The organism is Halomonas sp. Cn5-12 (assembly GCF_021532545.1).
Taxonomy (GTDB): Bacteria; Pseudomonadota; Gammaproteobacteria; order Pseudomonadales; family Halomonadaceae; genus Vreelandella; species Vreelandella aquamarina.
The window spans coordinates 1-18,594 of record NZ_JAKGAY010000046.1 but is presented as its reverse complement, the minus strand read 5'-3'; the positions used below and the strand labels follow the sequence as shown (position 1 = coordinate 18,594).

Annotated in this window: 17 protein-coding genes; 5 read left to right on the top strand and 12 right to left on the bottom strand. The window is 55.9% G+C overall.

What is annotated here, in order from left to right; all coding sequences use genetic code 11:
* The 7 genes from L1249_RS16320 to L1249_RS16290 all read right to left on the bottom strand — a co-directional run.
* A partial coding sequence (locus L1249_RS16320) for a retention module-containing protein (RefSeq protein ID WP_235253742.1) occupies positions 1-1,958 on the bottom strand: 1,958 nt, incomplete at its 3' end.
* Positions 1,959-2,154: 196 nt separating this feature from the next.
* Positions 2,155-2,781 (bottom strand): response regulator transcription factor, encoded by a 627-nt coding sequence (locus L1249_RS16315; protein WP_235253741.1) that lies wholly within the window; start codon positions 2,779-2,781, stop codon positions 2,155-2,157.
* Positions 2,781-4,211, bottom strand: coding sequence for an HlyD family type I secretion periplasmic adaptor subunit (locus L1249_RS16310; RefSeq protein WP_044628519.1), 1,431 nt, complete (start codon positions 4,209-4,211; stop codon positions 2,781-2,783). The genes L1249_RS16315 and L1249_RS16310 overlap by 1 nt, the downstream gene beginning before the upstream one ends.
* Complete coding sequence (locus L1249_RS16305; protein ID WP_235253743.1) at positions 4,211-6,322, bottom strand: type I secretion system permease/ATPase; 2,112 nt, start codon at positions 6,320-6,322, stop codon at positions 4,211-4,213. Before L1249_RS16305 ends, L1249_RS16310 begins: the two co-directional genes overlap by 1 nt.
* Before the next feature lie 261 nt (positions 6,323-6,583).
* Positions 6,584-8,341 carry a TolC family outer membrane protein gene (locus tag L1249_RS16300; protein WP_044628518.1) on the bottom strand — a complete coding sequence of 586 codons (1,758 nt, stop codon included), beginning with the start codon at positions 8,339-8,341 and terminating at the stop codon, positions 6,584-6,586.
* Positions 8,342-8,611: 270 nt separating this feature from the next.
* Entirely contained in the window at positions 8,612-9,499 is an 888-nt protein-coding gene (locus tag L1249_RS16295; protein ID WP_235253740.1) for a DMT family transporter, read from the bottom strand.
* A complete protein-coding gene (locus L1249_RS16290; protein WP_235253739.1) occupies positions 9,496-9,765 on the bottom strand; it encodes a SelT/SelW/SelH family protein in 270 nt (89 codons plus the stop codon). The genes L1249_RS16295 and L1249_RS16290 overlap by 4 nt, the downstream gene beginning before the upstream one ends.
* Before the next feature lie 157 nt (positions 9,766-9,922).
* Here L1249_RS16290 and L1249_RS16285 point away from each other — a divergent pair, with 157 nt between their 5' ends.
* From L1249_RS16285 to ettA, 4 genes are all read left to right on the top strand, one after another.
* A complete protein-coding gene (locus L1249_RS16285) occupies positions 9,923-11,236 on the top strand; it encodes an MFS transporter (protein WP_235253738.1) in 1,314 nt (437 codons plus the stop codon).
* 186 nt (positions 11,237-11,422) lie between these two features.
* The gene (locus L1249_RS16280) at positions 11,423-11,860 is read left to right on the top strand and encodes a PAS domain S-box protein (protein WP_062361625.1); all 438 of its coding nucleotides are present in this window, start codon (positions 11,423-11,425) and stop codon (positions 11,858-11,860) included.
* A 162-nt stretch (positions 11,861-12,022) separates the two neighbouring features.
* Complete coding sequence (locus L1249_RS16275; RefSeq protein ID WP_044628513.1) at positions 12,023-12,235, top strand: PA3496 family putative envelope integrity protein; 213 nt, start codon at positions 12,023-12,025, stop codon at positions 12,233-12,235.
* Between the two features lie 199 nt (positions 12,236-12,434).
* A complete protein-coding gene (gene ettA, locus L1249_RS16270; RefSeq protein ID WP_089675399.1) occupies positions 12,435-14,096 on the top strand; it encodes an energy-dependent translational throttle protein EttA in 1,662 nt (553 codons plus the stop codon).
* Positions 14,097-14,192: 96 nt separating this feature from the next.
* Here the strand turns inward: ettA and L1249_RS16265 are convergent, their stop codons facing one another.
* The 5 genes from L1249_RS16265 to phaR form a co-directional block, all read right to left on the bottom strand.
* Complete coding sequence (locus L1249_RS16265; protein WP_083025716.1) at positions 14,193-14,534, bottom strand: histidine triad nucleotide-binding protein; 342 nt, start codon at positions 14,532-14,534, stop codon at positions 14,193-14,195.
* A gap of 59 nt (positions 14,535-14,593) precedes the next feature.
* The gene (locus L1249_RS16260) at positions 14,594-15,466 is read right to left on the bottom strand and encodes a phosphoribulokinase (protein ID WP_062361629.1); all 873 of its coding nucleotides are present in this window, start codon (positions 15,464-15,466) and stop codon (positions 14,594-14,596) included.
* Positions 15,466-15,906, bottom strand: a complete 441-nt coding sequence (locus tag L1249_RS16255; RefSeq protein ID WP_235253737.1) for an acyl-CoA thioesterase — start codon at positions 15,904-15,906, stop codon at positions 15,466-15,468. The genes L1249_RS16260 and L1249_RS16255 overlap by 1 nt, the downstream gene beginning before the upstream one ends.
* A gap of 47 nt (positions 15,907-15,953) precedes the next feature.
* Positions 15,954-17,240 (bottom strand): phosphoribosylamine--glycine ligase, encoded by a 1,287-nt coding sequence (gene purD, locus L1249_RS16250; protein WP_044628508.1) that lies wholly within the window; start codon positions 17,238-17,240, stop codon positions 15,954-15,956.
* A 78-nt stretch (positions 17,241-17,318) separates the two neighbouring features.
* Positions 17,319-17,783 (bottom strand): polyhydroxyalkanoate synthesis repressor PhaR, encoded by a 465-nt coding sequence (gene phaR, locus L1249_RS16245; RefSeq protein WP_044628507.1) that lies wholly within the window; start codon positions 17,781-17,783, stop codon positions 17,319-17,321.
* Between the two features lie 416 nt (positions 17,784-18,199).
* Here phaR and iscB point away from each other — a divergent pair.
* Positions 18,200-18,594: RNA-guided endonuclease IscB (gene iscB, locus L1249_RS16240; RefSeq protein ID WP_235253736.1), on the top strand; the 395-nt coding region annotated here is incomplete at its 3' end.

The window sequence follows — 18,594 nt, the reverse complement described above, 5'->3', positions numbered from 1 at the left end:
GTCGCGGCGACCACGCCGTCGATGGTTTGGTCGGCGTCGGCGGCCAGGTCGCTGCCCGCCACGGCCACGCTCCACTCGCCCGCGGCGTTAACGCGGGTTTCGTAGGTTTCGCCGTTGATGGTCAGGGTGACCAGGTCGTTCTCGGCGTATTCGCCGGTCACGCGGCCGGTCACGGTCACGTCGCCGTCAGCTTCGGCGGCGTTGACGGTGTTGTCGGCGGTGACGTCGTCGATGATCAGCGTGGTGCTGCCGTCAGTCGGGGCGTCGACGTCGACGTTGTAGGCTTTCTCGCCGGTGACGTCGCCGACGTTGCCGGCTTCGTCCGTCGCGGCGATCACGCCGTCGATGGTTTGGTCGGCGTCGGCGGCCAGGTCGCTGCCTGCCACGGCCACGCTCCACTCGCCTGCCGCGTTAACGGTGGTGGTGTAGCTGTCGTTGCCGTTGATGGTCAGGGTGACCACGTCGCCTTCCGCGTATTCGCCGGTCACGCGGCCGGTTACGGTCACGTCGCCGTCAGCTTCGTCGGCGTTGACGGTGTTGTCCGCGGTGACGTCGTCGATGATCAGCGTGGTGGTGTCGCCCGTCGGGGCGACAGTATCACGCACAGCATCAGCAACCCCTTCATCAGACTGGTTGCCGCTTGAATCAGTAATTGTCGCGGTAACAACAAGGCTCTCGCCTTCAGCAGGTGTTGGCAGTTCAGTGACGACTTCACCTGCCGCAATTTGCTCCTCGGTGAGAGTGATCTCTGTGCCGTTCACCGTTAGCGTGTCGCCTGCTACAGCATTGGTATTTTCTAAACCAATAGTGACAGTGACTTGGCCGTTAGTAATTTCATCCGCGGTAATAAAATCGTCGCCATTGGCGATAGTAACGCTTGGAGCATTTGGTGCAGTGGTGTCAATAACACCGTTATCAGACGCTGTTGCTTCATTGCCAGCAGGATCAGTAATGCTGGCATCGACTGTGTAATCACCCTCGGACAAGGGCGTGGTAACGTCTACGCTCCAGGTGCCATCCGGGTTCACAGTGGCTTCAAGCTCTTGTGAGTTTCCAACCGCGTCGGTCACGATGACTGAGACCGTGCCACCGATTTGGTCAGAGGTGCCAATAATGGTCGGAGTGGTATCGTTCCCGTTTGGCGCATCAACGGTCAGCGTGGGTGCTGTTGTGTCAATAGCGCCGCTATCAGAGGCTGTTGCTCCATTTCCAGCAGGATCGGTAATGCTGGCATCGACTGTGTAATCGCCCTCAGCCAAGGGTGTGGTAACGTCAACACTCCAAGTACCGTCTGGATTAACTACAGCTTCTAGCTCTTGGATGTTTCCTGCAGAATCAGTAACAATAACAGAGACCGTACCGCCGATTTCATCAGAGGACCCTGTAATGATTGGTGTAGTGTCATTACCTGTGGGGGCATCAACCGTGAGTGTGGGGGGCGTGGCATCGACCACGCCCTCACCCGCACCTGCATCCGCAGCCGCCACATCGCCACCATCAAATTCAACAAACTCGGCACCTTCTAGGCCACCTTCTGTGCTAAAGCTGAGGGGGTCTGTCTCTTCGGCGATACGGGCAACACGCACGAAGCTGCTGCCACCACCGCCGCCACCGCCGGCACCACCACCGGCTGCGGTAGCGTCTAGGATATCAAGAAGGTCGCCCTCTTCATCATCGAGTGCGGCGAGGAGCGCTTCTAAGTCGTCATCTTGTGCGCTGGCATCAGTGGCAACAATGAGGTCGCTTACAAGGTCAGGAGTGACCGCTACTTCTTGGCCACCTTCTACAACGTTGGCACCCGTTCCGTCGGCGAAGTCTAGCTCAACACGTCCATCAGCTGAGGTGACTAGCGTTTCACCTTCTTGAAGCACATCACCGATGGCCAACTCACGTAAGTTGCCATCTTCGTCACGTGCCCATGCCTGACCTGTAATTGCGATAACGGTTGCCGTAGCCATGTGTCACTCCTCACTCTTTGTTTGTTACCGTCTCGCTAGTACGTTATGACTAGTCCCATTGACGGTATATACAGCGAGATTAGGAGGGTATGGAATAAAAAAGTATTGTACCGATGGACAAAAAAAACGAGACCGTTTCAGGTCTCGTCGTAGTGAAAAACACGGCATCGTCGCTTATCTAGACCATACACCATGCTTAGTTATCGGCTTGCTCAGCAACTGGCGCTAGTTTCAGAATCAGTTGAAGGCGATCCCGTACTGCCAGCTTTTTAAAAATCGCACTTAGGTGTGCCTTCACCGTTCGTTCAGTGATGTCCAGTTGGCGGGCAACCTCTTTGTTAGTAGCCCCTCTTGCCACAGCTAATGCAACGCCGCGCTCTCGTTCAGTCAGCAACTCTAAGTACTCACTATGCTGGTACCGATCATGCTCAACGCGTTGTTGAAGAGCTTTAAACGTACCGCCCAGCACTTTTGCCAGCAGCTCTTGCCCCACCCAAACACCTTGATTGCTCACTACCACAGCAACTTGGTTAAGCACATCCGCAGCTGCCAGGGTATGCACGTAACCTCTTGCGCCTAAATCCAGTGCACTCAGTGCTTCACGATCGTCGGGTGAATAACTCAGCACCACCACAATAGCCCCTTGTTCCACTAATGAGGAGATCAATGACGGCCACGTATCAACGGTCGTTGAGAGCCATACAAGATCTTTGGGTGCCACTTGCTCCCCAAGAGTGTTGGGCGTTAAGGCTCCAACATCGTGAAAGGCTTTTTTCCAGCGGGCTTTTAAACTGCCATCCGTTGTTATAAACCAATGTTTCATCAGCGCTCCCCCATGGAATCTCGCCACGCCCTTAAAACAGGTTTCAGCATAAACTGCATCACCGTTCGCTTACCGGTGACGATATCGACCTGCGCCGTCATGCCCGGTATTACCTGCAGCCGGTCGGCTACGTTTTCATTCTCTAAGCTGCGCACTCGCACCAAATAAAACGTGTTGCCGTCATCATCGGTGATGGTATCGGCACTGATGTGCTCAAGCTCTGCCTGTAGACCGCCGTAGATGGCATAGTCGTAGGCGGTGAGCTTGATGGTGGCTGGCTGGCCTGGGTGAAGGAAGGCGATGTCTTGAGGCGCAATCCGTGCTTCCACGAGCAGTTGATCATCGGTAGGCACGATTTCCACCACTTCCTGGCCAGGCTGGGCAACACCGCCAATGGTATTGATGTTAATACGCTGCACGATGCCATCCACCGGCGAGCGAATTTCCGTCAGCCGCACTCTATCCTGCAGCCCCGTACCCGACTGCTGTAGTGCGTTGAGCTCGCCCAGCGCTTGCGCGAGGTCGTTACGCCACTCGCTTCGACGCTCGGCATCCAGCTCTCGCAGCTGCGTTTGCGCCTCCTCGACGGCTGCCTGCAGGCGGGCAACCGCTGCATCGGCCTGACTCCTCTCACCAGATGCTCGTGAAACTTCCCGCTGTAAACGCAGCACCTCGACTTCAGAAACCGCTCCCGAGGCCAGCAGTGGCCGCGTCAGGTTCAGCTCCTGGCTGGCCATGCTAGCCTCACGCGCAGCGGTATCCCGTCGTGACTCTGCCTCACGCAACTCCTGCTCGCGCTGGCGAACGCGATCTTCTAACACGTTCTTTTGCTCGCGCAGCTCTTCGCGTCGGCTCTCGTATACCTCACGCTCTTGCATGACGATGTTGGGCACTTCCTGGCGTAGCTCTTCGGAGGGCTCGAAAGCCGTACCGGTCGCCAGCGCACGCAGACGTTCAGCGCGGGCTTCCAGAGCGAATCGCTGGGCGCGATTTTCACGAAAATCCGAGACGAACCGGGTCGGGTCTATCTGCATCAGCACCTCACCGGCGCTCACCATCTGCCCTTCCCGCACCATGATCTGTTCGATCACCCCGCCGTCAAAGGATTGGATACGCTGAAGTTGGCTGGCAGGAATCACCCGTCCAGACCCGCGGGTCACTTCATCAATAGCGGCAAAGTAAGACCATATCAGCAGCGCCACGATCGCCAACAGGACCGTATAAAGAAACAGCCGCGCCCGAATGGGCTCTTGCTGCATTCGCGCCCAGTCGGTGTCGCTCGCCCAGTCACGATTGAGGTGCGCGGAGGTCACTCGTTTGGCAAACAGGCGATCCATAAAGGGTCGAAACGGTTTTTGGCCCTTTTCAGAGAAGCGCCCAATCGCTTCAAAGCCTTTTTGTTCAGATGTCGAGGAGGATTTACGCGCCATTACGAAGCCCTCCCGATTTGGCCTTTGCGCAGCGCTTCCACCACGGTATCCCGCGGACCGTCGGCGACGACTTTACCTGCATCCATGACGATGATGCGATCCACCAGAGAGAGTAGCGAGGTACGATGCGTTACGACGAGAATGGTTTTGCCTGCTGCGACGTTTTTTAGATTGGCTTTGAACGTCTCTTCACTGGCGTTATCCATAGAGCTGGTAGGCTCGTCCAGTAATAAGATGGGCGGGTCTTGAACCAACGCGCGGGCAATGGCAACCGACTGTTTCTGCCCTCCTGATAGCGCTTGGCCGCGCTCGCCTACCTGCAGATCGACGCCATGAGGATGGCTGTTGACCAAGCTTTCCAGCCCCGCTAGCTCGATGGCCCGCAGCAGCGCATCGTCATCCACTCGGTCACTACCACCCCCTGCCACGATATTGTCACGCAGCGAGCCTGAAAATAGGCTGACATCCTGAGGCACATAGCCTATGTGGCGGCGTAGTTGTAACGGGTCGAGCTGACGAATATCGACATTATCGACCAGCACCGCCCCGGCGGTGGGCTGATAAAAACCCAGCACGAGTTTATTGAGCGACGATTTTCCACAGCCAATGCGCCCCAGGAGCGCCACTTTTTCGCCCGCTTTGACCGTAACAGAAACATCCTTCAAGGCGTCACGCTCTTCATTGGGATAGCGTAACGTCACTTTTTCAAGGCGAATATTGCCTGCAAAGCTGGGCTTTTCTACGTACGCCTTGCCTTCGTGCCGCTCTACCTTTTTATTCATGACCGCATTCAATGACTCTAGTGCGGTGGAGGATTGATGATACTGAGCCAGCAGTGCAGCGGCTTGGCTGATAGGCGCCATGGCTCGCGAAGAGAGCATATAGGCAGCGATCAGGCCACCCTGAGTCAGATTCCCCTGGATGATTTGATACACCCCGACGATGATGACGCAAACGGCCACACTATGCTGTGCCCACTGAGCGACGTTAGAGACCGACGTGCTGACCATTTTCAATTGCGCGCCGGTCCTGGATAGAAAGGCCGACGCTTTTTCCCAGTGACGCTGGATGCGACTTTCGGCCCTTAGCGCTTTGACGTTTTCCAACTGGGAGATGGACTCGACCAATAGCGAGTTACGCTGCGCGCCGACCTCCCAGGTCGTTTGCGAAAGTTCGTGGAGCTTTCCTTGAGCCGCCAAGGCGTAGAGCAATACGAATACGATCCCAACCAGTACTGGGAGCACGAGCCAGGGGTTGATCAGCGCAATAATGGCGGCAAACATCAGCACGAACGGTAAGTCCACGATGCCTAGGATGGTTGCAGAACCGATAAAGGCACGCACTGATTCGAACGACTGAAGCGTGGAGGTGAAGGACCCCGTCGAGGCGGGCCGCTCTTCCAAACGCAGCCCCAGTGATTTGGCCATGATACTTGATGAGAGCTTGACGTCTGCCCGGCTGGCGGCCAAGTCGACAAAGCTGCTTCGCATTAGCCTTAGGGCCAAGTCGAAGCAGAGAACGATAAAAATACCGACGGCGAGCACCCAAAGCGTTTCTGTTGCTTGGTTAGGCACGACACGATCGTAAACATTGAGAACGAATAGGGGCATGGCGATGGCGAATACGTTAATCGCCACCGACCCCAGAACGATATCGCGGTAAAGCCGACGATTTTCACGAATAACGCCCCAAAACCAGTGCTGGTCACGGCGTTTTTTAACGCCCGGCTCGGATGCGTTATCAGCTAAAAACTTTGGGCGAACGTAAATAGCCTCGCCACTATAACCCGCGTAAAGCTCGTCGAGAGAAATGTCGACGTCCGACTCTGAGAGTTCGGGAAAAATGACGCGGGCTCTTTTCTGCTTAAGATCCAGCCCCAACAAGACACAGGCTCGGCCGGGTTCGAGCAGAAGAATCACCGGGAATAGCGCTGGATTCAGTCCAGACAGCCGACTTTTAGTAATTCTAGCCGTCAAACCCGCCCGTGAGGCAGCTCGCCCAAACACCGAGGGCGTCAATTTGCCCTGTTCCAACGGCAGGCCTGCCCGAAGTGCTTCCGATGACACTTCATGTTGATGAAAAGAAGCGATTACCTTGAGGCACTCAAGCAGCTCATCACGCCCCTCTAGTTCATTGGGGCTGATTTCATCCGATCGCGAATGGGGAGCCTCCGCCCTACTCAGGTTTGGTTGTGTCACAAAGACCTCATTACCCTAAAACGCATTAAGCGACTCGTATTACACACCCAATGGGTAGTGCTTGCCTGCCGCCCTGCGCGGCAGGCTCAGAGGATGGCTAGTTACTCATAGACGCTGGATGCTCTAACCATTGGTGACAAAGGCATCACCATACCCCATTCGTTGTAGCGTTTGCTATAGCGCCTGAGCATCACTGAACGAGGCCACCGGCCCCAGTTGAACGCGATAATTTCCCGCCGACGCATACACCCGTGACTGGCTCGTTAGCTGCTCTCCTAACTCAATGCTTAACTGTTGAGCGCGCTCAGCGGCACTTAGCGAGGCGACTTGAATATAGAGACTGCTCTCGATGGCCTCAGGCTCAACCGCTGCGTTGGCGTACACAGGCGCATCGATTGGCATCACGACTGGCTCACTCGGCTCGTTGTAGGCGGTGGTGAGCGTGTCGCTGGACAACGACGAAGCGGAAATGCCACGGGTGAAATCTTCCAGAGTGAAGCCACGCGGGCCATCGGTAGCGCAGGCCATCTCAGGGTCTTGCGCTAAATCTTCGTAGCCCAACTCTGCCAAGGTTGGAATGTCTTCACGGACCACTTCCAACGTTTGCATGAGCTGCCCCATGGCGGCCAGCGTCCGCGCCTGGGCCAGTGTCAGGTCGAATTCCGCATTGGCATAGGCACGGCTGGCCTCGAAGTACTCATTCTCACTGTCCAGCACGTCCAAAAGGGTGCGCTGGCCAATATCGAACTGCTGCTGATAAGCGCCACGCACGCGATCGATGGATTGGCGGTGGTCGTTGAGATAGCGCAACTGCTCATTAAGACGCTGCGTATCGTTGTAGGCGATTTGTGTCGTCTGACGGACATTGGTACACGCCACTTCACGCTGATTGACGGCCTGCTCGATGCGCGTCGTGGCAGCTTCGAACGCGGCACTATCAGAACCACCGCGATAGAGGTTCATGCTTGCCACGAGCTGAATGCTGTGCTCATCGCTGCGACCAGCGATCGAGTCGTCTTGGTTATTGGTACCGGTACGGCCTTGAATATCCAGGCGTGGCATGAAGGCGGCACGAGCGGCATTTTGCTCAGCACGCTGAACGGCAATGTTCTCAATGGCCGCATGGAAATCGGGATTGCCCTCAAAGGCCATTCGCACTGCTTCGCTGACATCGCTGGGCAGCTCGTCAGCCAGCGAGGGTGCAGGCGACATATTTTGCGGTGGTAGCTCACCGACGATCCGCTGGTAACGTGCCGTCACATCATGCAGGTTCGAAGCTTCGGTCATCAAATTGGATTCGGCCAGCGCCAAACGACCGCTGATTTGCTCCAGATCCACTCCACGCCCAGCACCAGACAGTGCACGCTCTTCGATCTGCGAGAAAACACGCTGGTGTTCGCGATAGTTATCTTGCGCCAAGCGGACCATTTCTCGGAATCGCAAGACATCTAGATAGGTTTCAAACGCTTCCAGCGCTACCGTTTCGCTGGCCCCCAGCAACTCGAAGTAAGCGATGAGGCGCGTACGATCCAAGCGCTCTACTTCGCTGCGTGTCGCAAAGCCATCGAATACCATTTGCGTCAGGGTGAGCTCGGCAAAGTCACTGCTGTAACTGCCACGTCCATCGTTTTGCTGGTCTTGGCGCCCCACCCCGGCCGTCACGTCGATCGACGGCAGGTAGTTACCCTGAGCCACGCGCACATCACTTCCCGCCGCGCTAAAATTGTTCCAAGCTGCATTGACCTGCGGGTTACTCACGATCGTTTGCTGAATTGTGGTATTGAGATCGGTCATACCAGGCGCGTACAGCGTAGAAGGCAGCTGCTGGGCAAGCGCCGTCAGCGGTAAACAGGCAAGCGTGGTCAGTGTCCAGGGTCGGACAGCGCGCTGAAGTGAGAGAGGTGTGCGTTTCGTTGTAACGTTGTCTTTCATGGCCAGAGATCCCTAATGAACGTTTTCGCTACCGATGAGCAAGTCGCCTTTCCTTCGTAACAACGCACGACGCATTGTCACCCCCTGGGCTGCTTACCCCGACTAAACACTGCCAGATCAACATGAAGCTGGCTATCGTCGCTGGTGATATTGTCTTAGTTAAATCACCCTAACGGGATGATATTAGCTTAAATTAATCGTATTAGCGGCAGTGACAAGCTACAAAAACAAAAGTCACAAAAATTTACAATAAGCGGCCAAAAAAACACACTACAGCGCTGGCTCACGCCGTGCTTGGGGAATCTGTTGAATCGCCAACCCGCACAGAATCAGTATTAAACCCACTAGGGTAGACAGCCGCATTGGTTCACCGACGACCAAGAACAGCAGCAAAAGGGAGACAGGCGGCGACAAGAAGATCAGATTAGAGACCTTGGCAGTTCGTGAAACGCTCTGCACGGCCATTTGCCAAAGCACGAACGCAACGCCCATTTCGAAGAGGCCGACATACGCACCAGCCCCAAGCGCAGACCACCCGTGCCACTGCAGGCCAGGGCCAAAAAGTAACAATAGTGTTAAAACAGGTAACCCAACACTGAAATTCTGCCACTGCCCTACCAACGGCTGCCGCGCGTCTTTCGCATTGAGCAGCCAGTAAAGCGCCCATACCAGTGTCGATGCCAACGCGAAAACGACCCCCAGAGGATCTTCGAAAGCAACGTTGAAGACCTCTCCTCGGGTAGCAATGACCCAAACGCCGCTGTAAGCCACCAAACCAGCCCCTACATCCGAGCGGGTGAGACTATGTCCCAGCAGCGGCACTGCCAAAAAAGCCATCGCCAGTGCCCATGTATAGTTGAGCGCCATGGCCTCTTGGCCAGGTAGCCGGTCATAGGCAGCAAATAGCAACAAGTAGTAAGCCACGGGGTTCATTAACCCAGCCCAAAGCGCCGTCCCCCACCCCCAGCGTAGCGCAACGCGCATATGCCCTTGCTTGACGACGATGGCGCCCATTAGCATCCAGGACACCAGAGCGGCCAACCACATGAGTTCAAGCGGGCTCATCCAGGCCAGGGCGACTTTGAATGTCGTCGCCACGGTCGACCAAAGCGCGACGGCGCCCAAGCCATACAGTACTGCCTGCTGATCTTGCGTCATCGGTCGATATGCCCCAGGTCTTGGGCAGGATCGATCTGGTCGCGCACCTGCTGTTTGAGCGTTTTAATGTCGGGAAACCCACCATCTCGCTTACGCTCCCAGAGAAGCGAGTCATCACACCAGATCTCGAAAGTACCGCCGTGAGAGGGTGAGAGCGCGACCTCTGTTAGCTGCTCGCCAAACGTGGAGAGAAGTTCTTGGGCATACCAGGCGCTACGCAACAGCCACTGGCATTGGGTACAGTAGCGAATGTGAATGCGGGTCATCTTTTTGAGTCCTTATCTATCCGTTCCTTTGAAACGCAGGTTTTTAAAGCACAGGCTTTTGGAACACAGGGCTTTTTAAATACAGGTTTTAAAATACAGTGTGGCATCCTAAGTAGGCATTCTGTCATCTTAAATTAGCAATCGCCAAGGAACCGACATGGCTCAACCGGAAGTTTCACAGACGCAGTTATACGAGTGGCTGACAGGCGATGACGATAGCCGTATGTGCGACGATATACCTGACGATGCCTGCCAAGAGCAGCCGCACAACTTTTTCCTGCACCTTTTCGCTTCGTTAGGTAATAAGTTAGCGGATGAGCTGTCGAGCGCCCGCTTAGTGCTGCCCTGGCTGCTGGGTATTATCGGCGCTCCGGTATGGATGGTGGGGTTATTAGTACCGATTCGTGAAGCAGGCGCCCTCCTCCCCCAGCTGTTTGTGGCTGGCTTTATTCGCCTAAAGCCCCAGCGCAAGTGGGTGTGGGTGGCGGGGGCCGTGCTGCAGGCGGTGGCGGCTATTGCTTTGGCGTTACTGGCCCTGATAGGCAGCGGGGCTATCGGCGGCTTGTTGGTGTTGGCCGCGTTGGTCATGCTCTCCTTGGCACGGGGGCTCTCCTCCATTGCCACCAAGGACGTGCTCGGCAAAACCATCGCCAAGCGCCGCCGAGGCACTTTGATGGGCTGGAGCGGCAGCGTCGCGGGTGGTGCAACGCTGGTTGCCGGCGGTGTATTGATGTGGTTCGGTGACCGACCCGGCAATTTGGCATTGGCCATACTGCTTGGCGTAGCGGCCGCTGGCTGGTTACTCAATGCGCTGTGCGCAGCCCGCATTAAAGAGGTGCCAGGTTCCATCGAAGGCGGCGAAAACGCCTGGGATAGCATTAAGCTGGGGCTATCGCTACTGCGTGAAGACCGCACGTTTTTACACTTCAATGTCGCTAGGGCCCTGCTACTTTCAAGTGCGCTGGCGCTGCCTTACCTGGCGCTACTCGGCCAGCAGCAGAGCGGAACCGAGCTGGGCGGCCTAGGCATTTTAGTGGTGGTATCCGGCCTAGCCGCTATGGTGGCAAGCCCGATATGGGGAAAACGCGCGGATCAGTCCAGCCGCCGGGTCATGCGCGACGCTGCCGTGGGTACGGTGTTGTGCTGCCTATTAGGCGCGGCCTTAGCTTGGTTGCCGGGTGACTGGACGCAGAGCGTTTTACCCTATGCCGCGATTTATGCGCTATTGGTGATTGTGCATCACGGTGTTCGCCTGGGTCGCAAAACCTATTTGGTGGATATTGCCAGCCAAGACAATCGCGCCCTTTACGTAGCGCTTTCCAATACGCTTACGGGCGTACTGATGCTGGTTGTCGGGGGTATTATCGGCGCGTTGGCGCAATGGCTAGGAAGCGCCATGTTGCTGGTGGTCTTGGCGCTCACGGCAGTGGGGGCGATGTTCAGCGCACAGCGGTTACCGGAAGCCGAATAGCGTTGTTGATTGCAAAGCACCGCAACGCTCGCCATGATGGGCAGCAGTTGGCGGTAGAGAGCTGTTTTTTTGCTATTCTACCTCTATTCGGTAGTGTGAAATTCCGCATCGTCCTGCAGTAAGAGAGCCCCGCGCTGATCAACAGCGCCATGGCTACGAAAGAACGAAAGCAACAGGAATCCATTGATGAAACGATCTCCCTTGATCAACCCGGAGTTACTTGAGCGCATTATTGACGCTTCTGAAGATGGCATCGTCGTTGCGGAGCAGGAAGGTGACGAAAACATCCTGATTTACGTGAACAAGGGCTTTGAGCGCTTAACGGGCTACAGTGCGGATGAAATTCTGTATCGCGACTGCCGTTTTCTGCAAAACGAAGACCGCGACCAGGATGCGCTATCGTCGATCCGCGAAGCGTTACAGGATGGCCGCCCCTCGCGGGAAGTGCTGCGTAACTACCGTAAAGACGGCACTATGTTCTGGAATGAACTGTCAATTACGCCAGTTTATGATGAAGCCGACAACTTGATGTACTACATCGGCGTTCAGAAAGATGTGACCGAACGAGTTGAGGCCCAATTGGCACTGGCAGCGCTAAAAAATCAGCAAGAAAACGCCAAATAAACATTTGTCATCATAAAAACAAAGATAGGGCTTGAACTTCAATCCAAGTGGCGTTATATAGCGGCAAGGCGCTTGTTTAGCGTTAGGCGCTTCTTACTTTGCTTCTGTTGGGTAAGGAGCCGTTGTGATGCCGGTGCGCCGGCTTGGGTTGGAGGGCATACCATGAGCCGTGACCCCTTAAATCGTGAAACCTACACCAACGATGGGCTTGATGCTGACGAGTTTGATAACTTGGATGCAGTCAACGACGATCACTACGGTAAAAGCAAACCCAGTAAAGCGGATACCCTGCGCGCTCGCCGTCAGGTAGAAGCGTGGCTTGAAGAGCGTCGCTTACAGCGCGCGATTGAAGATGACTGGGACGAAGAAGAGTAGCGCCTTGCCAATCTATTAAGCGTTTTCAAGGTGGACATACCCGAGGGGCACCCAAATGAGTGCCCCTTATCTTTGCGGCTTGACCACTCTACGCTTGCCCCACTGCTTTGCTGGCCTTTAGCCGCGCTGGGCACTATCATCTGTGCACCAAGCCAGCATATTTGCTGGTCTCGCTTTTACCACAACCTAACGGATTTCCATGGCGCAATACGTATTCACCATGAATCGGGTTGGCAAAGTAGTGCCGCCCAAAAAGCAAATTCTCAAGGATATTTCGCTCTCGTTCTTCCCTGGCGCCAAGATCGGCGTGCTGGGCTTAAACGGTGCCGGTAAATCCACGCTGCTGCGCATTATGGCCGGTGTCGATAAAGAGTTTGAAGGTGAAGCTCGTCCGATGCCCGGCATCAACGTGGGCTACCTGCCCCAGGAGCCGCAGCTGGACGACGAGAAAAACGTTCGGGATACCGTCGAAGAGGCCTTAGGCGCCATCAAAGAGGCACAGGAAAAACTAGACGCGGTATACGCTGCCTACGCCGAACCCGATGCCGACTTTGACGCCCTGGCCAGCGAGCAGGCACGGCTTGAGAATATTATCGAAGCTGCCGATGCACACAACCTTGAGCGTAAGCTGGAGGTAGCCGCAGAAGCGCTGCGCCTTCCGCCGTGGGATGCCAAAGTAGGCAACCTTTCTGGTGGTGAGCGTCGTCGTGTGGCGCTTTGCCGCCTGCTGCTCTCAAGCCCGGACATGCTACTGCTGGACGAGCCCACCAACCACCTGGATGCTGAATCCGTGGCGTGGCTGGAGCGCTTCCTGCATGACTACAACGGCACTGTCGTTGCGATTACCCACGACCGTTACTTCTTGGATAACGTCGCGGGCTGGATTCTTGAGCTGGACCGCGGCCAAGGTATTCCGTTTGAAGGCAACTACTCCCAGTGGCTTGAGCAGAAAGAGCAGCGCCTGACCCAAGAAGCCAAACAGGAAGCGTCTCGTCAGAAAGCCATCAAGCAAGAGCTTGAGTGGGTGCGCAGCAACGCCAAAGGCCGCCAAGCGAAGAGCAAAGCGCGCCTTAACCGCTTTGAAGAGATGCAGTCTGGCGATTTCCAGAAGCGTAATGAGACCAACGAGATCTACATTCCGCCTGGCCCGCGCCTGGGTGACAAAGTGATCGAGTTCCACAACGTTACCAAGCGTTTTGACGACAAACTGCTCTACCAGGATCTCTCCTTTACCATTCCCCAAGGGGCGATTGTTGGCATTGTGGGTGGTAACGGTGCCGGTAAATCGACGCTGTTTAAGCTGGTAACCGGCAAAGAGCAGCCGGATGCTGGCGAAGTGGTAATCGGCGAAACCGTCGACATTGCCTACGTTGAGCAGCTGCGTGACGCCCTAGACGACAAGCAAACTGTCTGGGAAGCAGTGTCCGATGGCCAGGATATTCTCAACATCAATGGCTATGAAGTTTCTTCGCGAGCCTACGTTGGTCGCTTTAACTTCAAAGGCAACGACCAGCAGAAGCGTCTGGATGAGCTTTCCGGTGGTGAGCGTGGCCGCCTGCAGCTTGCGCAAACCCTAAAACAGGGTGCTAACGTGCTGCTGCTGGATGAGCCCTCTAACGACCTGGATATCGAAACCCTGCGCGCCCTGGAAGAAGCCTTGCTCGCCTTCCCTGGCTGTGCCATGGTGATTTCTCACGACCGTTGGTTCCTGGATCGTATCGCCACGCATATTCTGGCGTTTGAAGGCGATTCAGAAGTGGTGTTCTTCGACGGTAACTACACCGAATACGAAGAAGATCACAAGAAACGCGTCGGTAACGACACACCCAAGCGCATGAAGTACAAGCGCATCGACGCCTAATGTTTTAGGCGTTATGCAATGCAAAAGCCCTGCTGGCGTTTCCCGCCGCAGGGCTTTTTTTATGGATGGCTGTTTACCGTTGGTCGGCGAGACAGTTTAGCCTGCGGGCCAGGTAAACTCGCGCCCACCCATTAAGTGCATATGGATATGGTAGACGGTCTGCCCGCCCATTTCGTTGCAGTTCATCACCACACGGTAGCCATCCTCGGCAAACCCCTGCTGCTTAGCAAGCTGCGCGGCGGTGTGTTGCAAGCGGCCTACGAGGGCTAGGTCGTCGGCGGCAATATCGTTAAGCGTCGAGATATGCTTTTTAGGGATAATAAGCTGATGGGTCGGCGCTTGAGGGCTAATGTCGTTAAACGCCAGCACGTGCTCATCTTCAAACACGATATCAGCGGGAATGTCGCGGTTAATAATTTTGCAGAACAGGCATTCCATCGCGGCCTCCTTAGGTTTGGCGCGTTTATTATCGGTAAAAGGCAGCCCCACTTTCCTCGTTAGCGAAAACGGCGCTGCGACAGTAAGTGGCGAACCAGCGGTGCCAGAATCAGCTCCATCGCCAATGACATACGAGCGCCGGGCACCACCAGAGTATGCGGGCGAGTCATAAAGGAGTCTTTAATCATCGCCAGCAACCAAGGGAAATCGACGGTTGAAGGGTCGCGGAAACGGATGACCACAAACGACTCCGAATCGGTCGGAATATCCTGCACTTCAAAGGGGTTGGACGTATCGACCGTGGGCACCCGTTGGAAGTTGATATGGGTACGGGAAAACTGTGGCTGGATATAGCGCACATAGTCATCCATACGGCCCAAGATAGTGTCAATCACCGCTTCCTGAGAGTAGCCGCGCAGCTTTGTGTCCCGGTCGATCTTTTGAATCCACTCCAGATTCATGGTCGGCGCAACACCCACCAATAGATCCACATGGCGGGCAATATCGTACTCTTGGGTCACTAACCCACCGTGCAGCCCTTCGTAAAACAACAAGTCAGTGCCGCAAGGCAGCGACTGCCACTCGGTGAAGGTGCCCACCCGATACCCGGCTTCAATTTTCTGCTTATCTTCCGCATGGATATAGTGCCTGAAGATGCCAGCACCGTGCTCTCCGTACTCGATAAACAGTCCTTCCAGGCGATCAAGCAAGTTGGCTTCTACAGCAAAGTGGGATAGCTCATCTTTACGCTCTGGCTCTTCACGGAAAATGCGCTTTAGGTCATCGCGGGTATAGCGGTGAAACGCATCCCCATCCACCATGGCAGCATGGACATCTTCACGCAAAAACATGCGCTCGAAGCTGCGGCGCACGGTAGTGGTACCCGCCCCTGACGAACCCGTTACCGCGATGATGGGATATTCTCGGGACATTATCCCCCCCTTGCATCAGCAAGCGTTTGCTTCACCGCATCGGGAATCGCTACCGGGCGGCCAGCAGCCAAGTCTATCAGTAGTTTATTTACCCGAGCGGTAGCCACCACATCGCCCGTTTCCGCCTTAGTCACCCTATGGAACACCGTTAAGGCTTTGCCTTCTGGGTCGGGCACTGCGGTTTCTACCACCAACGCATCGGGAAAGCGGGCCTCCTGTTGATACTGCACGGCGAGGTCAACCACAACGCTTGGGTAGCCGTGCATATCCCACTCGGGCAGATCGAGGGCGGCGAAGGCCTGCATACGAGCCTCATGAAGCAGCGATACCAGCGCATCATGCCCCAGATGGCGGCCGTAGTTCATATCCGTCACCCGCACAGTCAGCGGATGACGATGGATAACCGCTGCGTTAGGGAACTCCTGCGAAACACGCTCCATAGTTCAACTCCTTGCTGGGTGACGGTTTGACCTTAAAAGGCCGGTAATTACTGCTCGCGCGCGATGGCACGGAAAGCGATATCACGACGGAACTCAACGCCATCCCAGTGAATCGCTTTAACCCCTTGGTACGCCTGCTGCTGGGCAGCTGAGACGCTATCGCCCAGGGCGGTCACACACAGCACGCGACCGCCAGCAGTGGTGATATCACCCTCTGCGTTTTGCGCCGTCCCTGCATGGAAGACTTTGCACTGCGCCTGCTCGGCATCGGCTAGGCCGTGAATCACGTCACCTTTGCGGTAGCTGCCGGGGTAGCCACCTGCCGCCAACACCACGCCCACCGCTGCGCGGCTATCCCACTCGCACTGCTTGTCTGCCAGTTCGCCCTTGGCACCTGCTAAACAGAGCGCCGCTAAATCGGAGGTAAGGCGCATCATAATCGGCTGGGTTTCCGGGTCACCAAAACGGCAGTTGTACTCGATTACTTTGGGGTTGCCTTGCGGGTCAATCATTAGCCCCGCATACAAGAAGCCGGTGTAAGCGTTGCCCTCTTCCGCCATACCACGCACGGTGGGCAAAATCACTTGCTCCATAATCCGCGCATCTACTTCCGGTGTCACTACCGGTGCCGGGGAGTAGGCTCCCATACCGCCGGTATTGGGGCCGGTGTCACCATCGTAGGCACGCTTATGGTCTTGGCTGGTGGCCATGGGCACGACGTTTTCGCCATCCACCATGACGATAAAGCTGGCTTCTTCACCTTCCAAAAACTCTTCGATGACGACTCGCGCGCCAGCGTCACCAAAGGCGTTGGCTTCAAGCATATCGCGGATCGCCGCTTCGGCTTCCGCTTCGCTCATGGCGACAATCACGCCTTTACCTGCCGCTAAGCCATCGGCCTTAATCACAATGGGCGCGCCCATATCAGCTAAATACGCCAATGCTGGCTCGACAGCGGTAAAGGTTTGGTAATCGGCGGTGGGAATGTGATGGCGGGCCAGAAAGTCTTTGGTGAACGATTTCGAACCTTCTAGCTGTGCCGCACGCTGGCTAGGGCCAAAGATGGTCAAACCAGCGGCTTGGAACCGATCCACTACGCCTTCCACCAGCGGAGCTTCTGGGCCCACCACGGTTAGCGCAATCTGCTCTTGCTGGGCAAACGCCACCAAGGCATCCAGGTCGGTTGCGCCGATAGCGACATTGGTCAGCTTAGGCTCTGTGGCGGTCCCTGCGTTGCCAGGTGCCACAAACACTTGCTCGACATCATTGGATTGGGCAAGTTTCCAAGCAAGGGCATGTTCGCGGCCACCGCCACCGATCATCAAAACTTTCATGGGTATCCTTCTCAAACGGGAGAGCGTCGTTGGGGCGCATTATGCCACAACGCGTCCCTAACGTGGCCTAAAGGGGGATTAGGAGTTTTTGTCCGTTTTATCGTCGTCATCCGTCTGGGTAGGCTGGTTCAGCGCATTTTGCCAGAAACGCATATTCTCTTCGGCCAGTTCACGCATAAACTCAATGGGTGAGTGGCGCATCGCCTGCTGCCACTGGGTCTGCATGCGCTTTTGCTGCTCCAGCATCAGTTGGGTGCCCTGCTCCAAATAACGCGCCAGCGGCAGCGGTGAGGACATATCGTACACACGGATCAACTGGGCCAGCAGGTCGTTCGAGAACACTTCGGCTTCACTATCCGCCTGCTCCTGTTCGATAATGATCGATAGCAAAATGGTGCGCGTCAGATCTTCGCCGCTCTTGGCGTCTTCAACGCGAAACGGCTCTTCTTCAATGATTAAACGCCGCAAGTCTTCAAGAGTGACATAACGGCTCTGCTGAGTATCGTACAACCTGCGGTTGGCATATTTGCGAATTACGCGCACAGCGCATCTCCTTAAACACGATAGAGGCTTTTATCGCCGTTGCTGCTATTGTGCCTGCAACACGCGCCCATGCAAGCCAGCTTAGCGGATTAGTGCTGTTAAGCACGCCTTTCCTGTCAACTACCCCCGCCTGAAGGCGGGAGCTTGTGACAACAAGCCCGGTTGACCAGGGAGAGCGGTAGCCAACCCGCTACGTTGATAACAGGTCGCCAAGACTCACCCACGGATGCTTCCTCAGTCCGTGGCTCTGAAAGATCAAGATCATGCTGCGGTACGCCGCCCGGGCGAAAGGTAAAACGCCGAAGGTCTTGACCGCTGCCACAAGGCAGGAGCCGGTTATCGACATTCCCGAGGGGAGACGGGGCGCAAGCCCCGCGACACAAGGCCCGTAAGGGCATGGATTAGGAGGAAATCGCATGGCGGTTTTCGTACTGGACAAACACAAGCGGCCACTGATGCCGTGCAGTGAAAAACGCGCTCGGTTGCTGCTGGCGCGTGGTCGTGCCGTGGTGCATAAGCGTTACCCGTTCACGATTCGGCTCAAGGATCGCGTCAGTGGCGAGACGCAACCGCTTCGCCTGGGCATCGACCCTGGCAGCAAAACGACCGGGCTGGCGCTGATGCGCGAACCGGACAGTCAGCAGCGGCATGTACTGTGCCTGTTTGAACTGATCCATCGCGGCTTTCAGATCAAAAAGGCATTACAGCAACGAGCGGCTTTTCGGCGTCGCCGCCGCAGTGCCAACCTGCGCTACCGCGCCCCGCGCTTCAATAATCGCACCAAACCTAAGGGCTGGCTGGCACCGTCGCT

What these genes read in the sequence shown, in the direction of transcription:
- L1249_RS16315 (WP_235253741.1), bottom strand. Translation starts at nt 2,781, where the DNA reads ATGAAACATTGGTTTATAACAACGGATGGCAGTTTAAAAGCCCGCTGG.
- L1249_RS16310 (WP_044628519.1), bottom strand. Translation starts at nt 4,211, where the DNA reads ATGGCGCGTAAATCCTCCTCGACATCTGAACAAAAAGGCTTTGAAGCG.
- L1249_RS16300 (WP_044628518.1), bottom strand. Translation starts at nt 8,341, where the DNA reads ATGAAAGACAACGTTACAACGAAACGCACACCTCTCTCACTTCAGCGC.
- L1249_RS16295 (WP_235253740.1), bottom strand. Translation starts at nt 9,499, where the DNA reads ATGACGCAAGATCAGCAGGCAGTACTGTATGGCTTGGGCGCCGTCGCG.
- L1249_RS16290 (WP_235253739.1), bottom strand. Translation starts at nt 9,765, where the DNA reads ATGACCCGCATTCACATTCGCTACTGTACCCAATGCCAGTGGCTGTTG.
- L1249_RS16285 (WP_235253738.1), top strand. Translation starts at nt 9,923, where the DNA reads ATGGCTCAACCGGAAGTTTCACAGACGCAGTTATACGAGTGGCTGACA.
- L1249_RS16280 (WP_062361625.1), top strand. Translation starts at nt 11,423, where the DNA reads ATGAAACGATCTCCCTTGATCAACCCGGAGTTACTTGAGCGCATTATT.
- L1249_RS16275 (WP_044628513.1), top strand. Translation starts at nt 12,023, where the DNA reads ATGAGCCGTGACCCCTTAAATCGTGAAACCTACACCAACGATGGGCTT.
- ettA (WP_089675399.1), top strand. Translation starts at nt 12,435, where the DNA reads ATGGCGCAATACGTATTCACCATGAATCGGGTTGGCAAAGTAGTGCCG.
- L1249_RS16265 (WP_083025716.1), bottom strand. Translation starts at nt 14,534, where the DNA reads ATGGAATGCCTGTTCTGCAAAATTATTAACCGCGACATTCCCGCTGAT.
- L1249_RS16260 (WP_062361629.1), bottom strand. Translation starts at nt 15,466, where the DNA reads ATGTCCCGAGAATATCCCATCATCGCGGTAACGGGTTCGTCAGGGGCG.
- L1249_RS16255 (WP_235253737.1), bottom strand. Translation starts at nt 15,906, where the DNA reads ATGGAGCGTGTTTCGCAGGAGTTCCCTAACGCAGCGGTTATCCATCGT.
- purD (WP_044628508.1), bottom strand. Translation starts at nt 17,240, where the DNA reads ATGAAAGTTTTGATGATCGGTGGCGGTGGCCGCGAACATGCCCTTGCT.